Below are 6,824 nucleotides of genomic sequence, written 5' to 3' on the forward strand. Positions count from 1 at the left end.
CCGTGGAACCGCACGCATACATCTCCGGCATCCTTACTGCCATCGTCAACGGGCACAAACAAAGTGACATTGAAGACCTGCTACCGTGGAATTTTAAGGCTTAGGTGGGAACGGGGCACCGCTTACAATCGATCTGAGTATTGTGCAAATGTTTTGCGCCTCAAGCCTATTTCAACAACTGCCCTGTCATCGACCGCTGGATTGCGCTCGACTATGACCATGCGGTCGACCCCCAACTTCACGCGCAGTCCGCATCTTGGTCTAATTCGCTGTCGGGTTTGGAATGGGTTTCTGATAGCCTTCGGAAAAAAGATATAGAGTTTGGGTTCTGACCCATGAAGATGTTCGTAAAAAGATACGCGTGCGCGCACTCAAAGGCTTCGAAATAGGCATGGGGGTGTTCATTCAACCTGTTTCCAGAATGGCATTGCTGTCGTCCAGCAGGCTGACCAGAAAACTGCGCGCCGCAAGCGAAAGTTTCTTGTCTCGTAGATGCACTGCATACCAGCGGCGGATCAAGGGAAAGCCAACCACATCAAGCACAATAATATGGCGGTTGCTCAACTCAAGCCCCAGATTGCGCCGTGATAATACCGAAATACCCAATCCGGCCATCACCCCCTGTTTGATCGCTTCGGCATTGCCCAGTTCCATATAGGGTGTGATCGATAGACCCTGTTCAGAGAACATCCGTTCAACAGCTTTGCGGGTGCCAGACCCCGGTTCACGCTCTAAAAACCGCGCTTGGCTGATTTGTTTGAGCGACACATTCTGTAGTCCCGCCAACGGATGATCAGGGGCGGCGACCACCACCATTTCATTGTCGATAAACGGATAGGCCTTGACCGCGATTTCGTCGGGAACCTGCCCCATAATCAGCAGATCATCCTGATTGGAGCGCAGCCGTTCAAGCACTTCGGCCCGATTGGTAATGGTTAGGCGCGGCTGCACCTCTGGGTGCGTTTCCACAAAAGCTCCTAAAAGATGCGGCATGAAATAGGCCGCCGTGGTGATCACCGCGATGCGCAACTCGCCTTTGACCACACCCTGCAATTCGTCCGCCAGATCACCCAGTGCACCGACCCGTACCAGTATATCCTGCGTTAACGAGTAAACCTCGCGACCCGCCGTTGTCATATGCATCTTGCGCCCCACTTGCTCCATTAGCGGCAGGCCGAGTGTTTTGCTCAACTTGTCCACTTGCATGGATACTGTAGGCTGGCTCAGGTTCAGGGCCTCGGCGGCGCGGGTAAAGCCGTCCAGCCGCACGACGGTTTCAAATATTTGCAGCTGGCGCAAAGACACATTGGGCAGGATCAGGGAGGGGGGCAAGCCTTTCATAGATAAAAACCTATACCTTCAGTAGAAACAATCGATTATTATTTATATTCCGAATCGTTTACCAAGTCCACCATGCGGGAAACCGCACCGCCATTGACCAAACGAGGAGGATACCATGCTAGACCAAACCAGTCGTTACAGCGACCTGACCCTGAAAGAATCGGACCTTATTGCTGCGGGCAAACACGTTCTTGCTGCCTATAAAATGAAACCGGCCGACGGTTTTTTTGATTATATCGGCACCGCTGCACACTTTTGCGCCGAAAGTTCGACTGGCACCAATGTGGCCACATCCACGACGGATGATTTTGCCATGGGTCTGGATGCGATTTGCTACGAGATAGATGAAGAAAAAGAGCTGATGAAAATCGCTTTCCCGATCGATCTGTTCGACCGCAACATCACCGATGGCCGCGCCATGGTTGTGTCGTTGATGACCTGTATGATTGGCAACAACCAGGCAATGGGCGACGTTGAATACGCCAAATTGCTCGACTTCTTTGTGCCACCAAATTTCTTGCGTCTGTTTGATGGCCCCAACAAGGGCATCAAAGACATGTGGCGCATTCTGGGCCGTCCGTTGGAAAATGGCGGCATGGTTGTGGGCACAATCATCAAACCGAAACTGGGCCTGCGCCCGAAACCATTTGCCGAGGCTTGCTACCAGTTCTGGCTGGGTGGTGATTTCATCAAGAATGACGAGCCACAGGGAAACCAAGTATATGCTCCGATGAAAGAATCCATTCCGTTGATCGTGGATTCAATGAAACGCGCCATGGATGAAACCGGCCAGTCCAAATTGTTCTCGGCCAACATCACCGCGGATGACCCCAATGAAATGATCGCTCGTGGTGAATATGTGCTGGAGCAGTTCGGCTTTCTGGCTGAAAACGTTGCCCTGCTGGTTGACGGTTTTGTTGGCGGTTGCGGCATGGTCACAACGGCACGTCGTCACTTTGGCAACCAGTTCATTCACTATCACCGCGCTGGTCACGGCATGGTCACGGGCGAAGAATCCAACCGTGGTTACACCGCTTTGGCCCACATGAAATGGGCGCGTATGTCCGGCTCGTCCGGCATCCACACCGGCACCATGGGCTTTGGTAAAATGGAAGGCTATAACAGCGACACCGTTTTGGCCGATGCATTGATTGATGATGTTTCCAAGGGCACGCACTATACCCAGCCATGGGAAGGCATGAAACCAACCACGCCAATTATTTCCGGCGGTATGAACGCACTGCGTCTGCCTGGTTTCTTTGAGAACCTAGGCCATTGTAACGTGATCCAGACGTCTGGCGGCGGTGCATTGGGCCACAAGGACGGTATTGCGGATGGTGCAAAATCGTTGCGTCAGGCCTATGAAGCATGGCAGGACGGTATCGATCTGGTAGAATTCGCCAAAGAACATAAAGAAATGCGCGGCGCGTTTGAATCGTTCTCGTCAGATGCGGATGCGATCTATCCGGGTTGGCGCGAAAAACTGGGCGTGCACAAGTAAGCATTACCCTTTCCCTATCCCGTCTTTGCGGCGGGGTAGGGGCCTCTTTATCAAAGAGCTGCGGCATGGCGCATTTCTTTCATAAAGAGCACATATCAAAAGGGTGATATAATGAGCGACACGGATCAATTCCGCATCACAGACGAGCCATTTTATCAGGCAACCGCCAACGAAATCACGCTCTATGAATCTGCCTATGCGTGCCGCTTGCCGGTAATGGTCAAAGGCCCGACAGGCTGTGGTAAATCGCGGTTTGTCGAATATATGGCGTGGAAACTGCAAAAGCCGCTGATCACCGTGGCCTGTAACGAGGACATGACGGCAGCCGATTTGGTAGGGCGGTTTTTGCTGGATGAAAACGGCACCCGTTGGCAGGATGGTCCGCTCACGGTTGCGGCTCGCATCGGGGCGATTTGCTATCTGGACGAGGTGGTCGAGGCCCGTCAGGATACCACAGTGGTGATCCACCCGCTGACCGATCATCGCCGCGTTCTACCGCTAGATAAAAAAGGCGAGCTGCTGGAGGCGCACCCGGATTTCCAGCTGGTGATTTCCTACAATCCTGGCTACCAGAGCCTGATGAAGGATTTGAAACAGTCCACCAAGCAACGATTTACCGCGCTTGATTTTGACTATCCTGACGAAGTGGTCGAGGCCACCATCGTTGCCATAGAGGGCGGTGTTGACTCGGCATTGGCCAGCAAGCTGGTTGATATCGCGCACCGCGCCCGCAACCTTAAGGGACACGGCATTGACGAGGGTATTTCCACCCGCCTGATGGTCTATGCGGCGATGCTGATTGGCAAGGGCGTTGATCCGGTTGAGGCCAGCAAAATGGCTATGGTGCGCCCGCTGACCGATGATGCAGACATCCGCGCCACGTTGGATGCGGCAGTTGATCTGGTTCTTGGCTAAAACAAAAGGCGGCGGAGGGCGGACATGACACCTGAAACCCAGATTTGGCGCGACCGCCTAAGCAGCACGGTCAAACGCATCGACGATATATTCGAGGACGCCCTGCATAACGCACAAAGCGTGCTGAATGATGATGACCTGAAAGCATGGCTGACGGGGGCTGATAGGGTTGCAGCACTTGGGCGCGGCACCGAATTGGTGTTGATCTTTCTTGATGAAATTCCAGAGGTTGTGCGCTACTCCGAGCCGGAAATAATCCCCGAAATTGCCGCCACTACCGCCTTTTTATCGGAATATGCGGTGCGCGGGGCCTATGCGCCATTTCTGGCTACATTACCCGCAATTGCACGGCGCCTGAACAGCGTGGAATCCTTGCGCGGTTGGTTGGAACTGGTTAGGGAAATGGTGCTCAATGCCAAAGAGGGCACCACCGCACTGGTTGAGCGCGCGCCTTATCTGTTCGGCCAATTGTCGATGGCGGGTGTAGCAAACTGGATCACCTACGGCATCCGCGTTTACAGCGATCACCCGCACCGTTTGCCTGACTATTTCAGCCTGCAAAGTGCCGATGCAAAGGCGATGCTGGTCAAGGAGCGCAACGGCACCCTGTTCATGGACCACGAGCGCCAGTTGCACCTATTTGCCCGTGCTTTTTGGGACGAAGACGCCGAATATCGCCCCTATTCCGAGGCCTTAGATACCGAGCGCAAACCACGCCAGCATCTCGACCGCCAAGGGCTGCATATCCCCGATGTTTACGAGGATTGGAACGGCGTTGCAGGCATCAATCGTTACCGCGCGATGATCGCACATATGATGGCCCATAAAATGTGGTCAGAGCCGTATCTGGCCGATAATTTTAGCGTGTTTCAACACATCTGCATCGAAATGTTCGAGGATGCACGGGTTGAACATCTGGCGATGGAAAAACTGCCCGGATTGCGCCACCTCTGGTTATCACTGCATCCGATACCCAAACCCGGTTCCTGCCCCGATGGCTGGTCCTGTATCCGCCATAAACTGGCGATGCTTTCATACGCGTTGCTTAATCCTGATCACCGATATAGCGACCCAGCCCTGCTCGAGGCTGTGGAAAAATTCCGCACTGCCTTTGCTCAAAACCCGCATGACGCTAAAATCAGTATCGAGCTGGGCATTCATTGGCTACGGGACAACCACGAGCATAGCTTTCGCCAGCCCAAAGTCTGGTTTGAAGACACCGAAGTGAGCTATCGGGATGACAACCGCTACCTATGGATTTTCCTCGAAGAGCCAGATAACGACGATGAGTTTCACTCGGATCACAACACCGCCGACCGTGATGCACAGAAACTTGACGACGGGTTGTTGCCGCCGCGCCATTACCCTGAATGGGACTACCAGATACAGAACTACCGCCCTGATTGGGCCACGGTTTACGAGGCGATCCAGCCACAGGGCGACGCCAGCCTGATTGATGGTTTGCTGGCCAAACATCAGCGGCTCATCGCGCAGCTTAAACAGATTGTTGAGCTGCTAAAGCCGCAACAACGCAAACGCATTCGCTATCAGGAAGAGGGCGATGATCTGGATATTGATGTGGCCATTCGCGCCGCGATTGACTTTCGCATTGGCACCACGCCCGACACCCGTATCCACCAAAGCCATGTCAAAGACGGGCGCGATATTTCGGTGCTTTTGTTGCTCGATCTTTCAGAATCTATCAACGACACAGTTGAGGGCGCCGATGCCAGCATTCTGCAACTCAGCCAGGAGGCCACCGCCTTGCTGGCCACCGCTGTCGATGCTCTGGGTGATCCGTTTGCCATTGCCGGATTTTCTTCCAATACTCGGTTCGAGGTGCGCTACACTCATTTCAAAGGCTTTGGCGAGGCTTGGGGGCCAGAGCCAAAGGCCCGCCTAGGTGCAATGAAAGCGGGTAATTCTACGCGTATGGGAGCGGCTCTGCGCCATGCAGGCGAATATCTGGCGCATCGGTCCGAGGAGAAAAAGTTGTTGCTGGTGCTGACTGATGGCGAGCCTCATGATATTGATGTGCAGGACCCGAAATATTTGATGGACGATACCCATCTGGCGGTGGGCGAGCTGGCCAGCAAAGGGGTGACAACCTATTGCATCAGTCTTGATCCAAAGGCCGACGAGTACATCGCCGATATCTTTGGCCGTAATAATTTTGCGGTTATCGATCGGGTCGAAAGCCTGCCGGAAAAGCTGCCAAAACTGTTCCTGTCGCTGACCCGCTGACCGTTCGGCCTTCTACTCCTGCATTCGCAACACGCGTGCGGGGCGCGCTGCAAGTGGGCGCCAGGCAAAGGCCAACCCTGACAAAAGCGTGGCACCGGCCCCGCCAGCAATGATTGTCAGCGCCGAAATCACATCAAACTGGTAACCTGTGCTCATCACAAAGGTCACCACGCCCCACGCCGCCATTGCGCCAACGAACAAGGCGACCACCCCGGCGGCGGCCCCCAGAATGGCGGTGCGCAACATAAAGCTGGTCAGGATACGCCAACGCGATGCGCCGACTGTTTTCAACACTGCGGCCTCATAGGTTCGGCCCGCCTCGCCTGCGGCGGCAGCTCCGATCAACACAACAAATCCGGTTAGCAGTGTGATGCCAGCGGCATAGGATGTGGCCGCAGCGATCCCGCTTAACGCCTTTGAGACCCGCGCGATGGCGTCACGCACTCGGATCGCGGTGATGTTGGGAAATTCCTGCATCAGGTCGCGCAGTAACCCAGCCTCGGCCTGTTCGGATGCATAAACGGTGGCGATTGACGTATGGGGGGCGCCGGCCAGTGCGGAAGGGTTCATCGTGACGACAAAATTGATGCTGGCGTCGGAAAAATCCACGGCGCGGAAATTGGCGATACGGGCGGTGATATCACGGCCAAGAATATTCACCGTCAGCATGTCACCGATTTTCAGGCCAATTTCGTTTGCTTCTTCTTCGGCAAAACTGATCAGGGGCGGGCCGGTGTAATCGGCGGGCCACCATTCGCCCTGCGTCACATGGGAGTTTTTCGGCAGATTTTGCGCATATGTGATACCGCGATCCCCACGGATA

At 54.5% G+C, this 6,824-nt stretch carries 6 protein-coding genes; 4 read left to right on the plus strand and 2 right to left on the minus strand.

Going from position 1 to position 6,824, the window contains the following annotated elements:
• Positions 1-104, plus strand: a 104-nt coding sequence (locus ACWB12_RS10730) for a transposase domain-containing protein (RefSeq protein ID WP_479530084.1), incomplete at its 5' end; no start/stop codon positions are given.
• Positions 105-405: 301 nt separating this feature from the next.
• On the opposite strand, the gene ACWB12_RS10735 is transcribed toward ACWB12_RS10730, so the two are convergent.
• Positions 406-1,341 carry a LysR family transcriptional regulator gene (locus ACWB12_RS10735; RefSeq protein ID WP_479530079.1) on the minus strand — a complete coding sequence of 312 codons (936 nt, stop codon included), beginning with the start codon at positions 1,339-1,341 and terminating at the stop codon, positions 406-408.
• A 115-nt stretch (positions 1,342-1,456) separates the two neighbouring features.
• On the opposite strand from ACWB12_RS10735, the gene ACWB12_RS10740 reads away from it, so the two are divergent.
• The 3 genes from ACWB12_RS10740 to ACWB12_RS10750 all read left to right on the plus strand — a co-directional run bounded on the left by ACWB12_RS10740 (position 1,457) and on the right by ACWB12_RS10750 (position 6,001).
• Entirely contained in the window at positions 1,457-2,842 is a 1,386-nt protein-coding gene (locus ACWB12_RS10740) for a ribulose-bisphosphate carboxylase (protein ID WP_479530080.1), read from the plus strand.
• A 111-nt stretch (positions 2,843-2,953) separates the two neighbouring features.
• Entirely contained in the window at positions 2,954-3,757 is an 804-nt protein-coding gene (locus tag ACWB12_RS10745; protein WP_479530081.1) for an AAA family ATPase, read from the plus strand.
• Positions 3,758-3,781: 24 nt separating this feature from the next.
• Positions 3,782-6,001, plus strand: coding sequence for a nitric oxide reductase activation protein NorD (locus ACWB12_RS10750; RefSeq protein ID WP_479530082.1), 2,220 nt, complete (start codon positions 3,782-3,784; stop codon positions 5,999-6,001).
• Positions 6,002-6,013: 12 nt separating this feature from the next.
• Here ACWB12_RS10750 and ACWB12_RS10755 read toward each other — a convergent pair.
• On the minus strand, positions 6,014-6,824 hold an 811-nt coding region (locus ACWB12_RS10755; protein ID WP_479530083.1), incomplete at its 5' end, for an ABC transporter permease.

The sequence above is a fragment of the Profundibacter sp. genome (genome assembly GCF_056498605.1).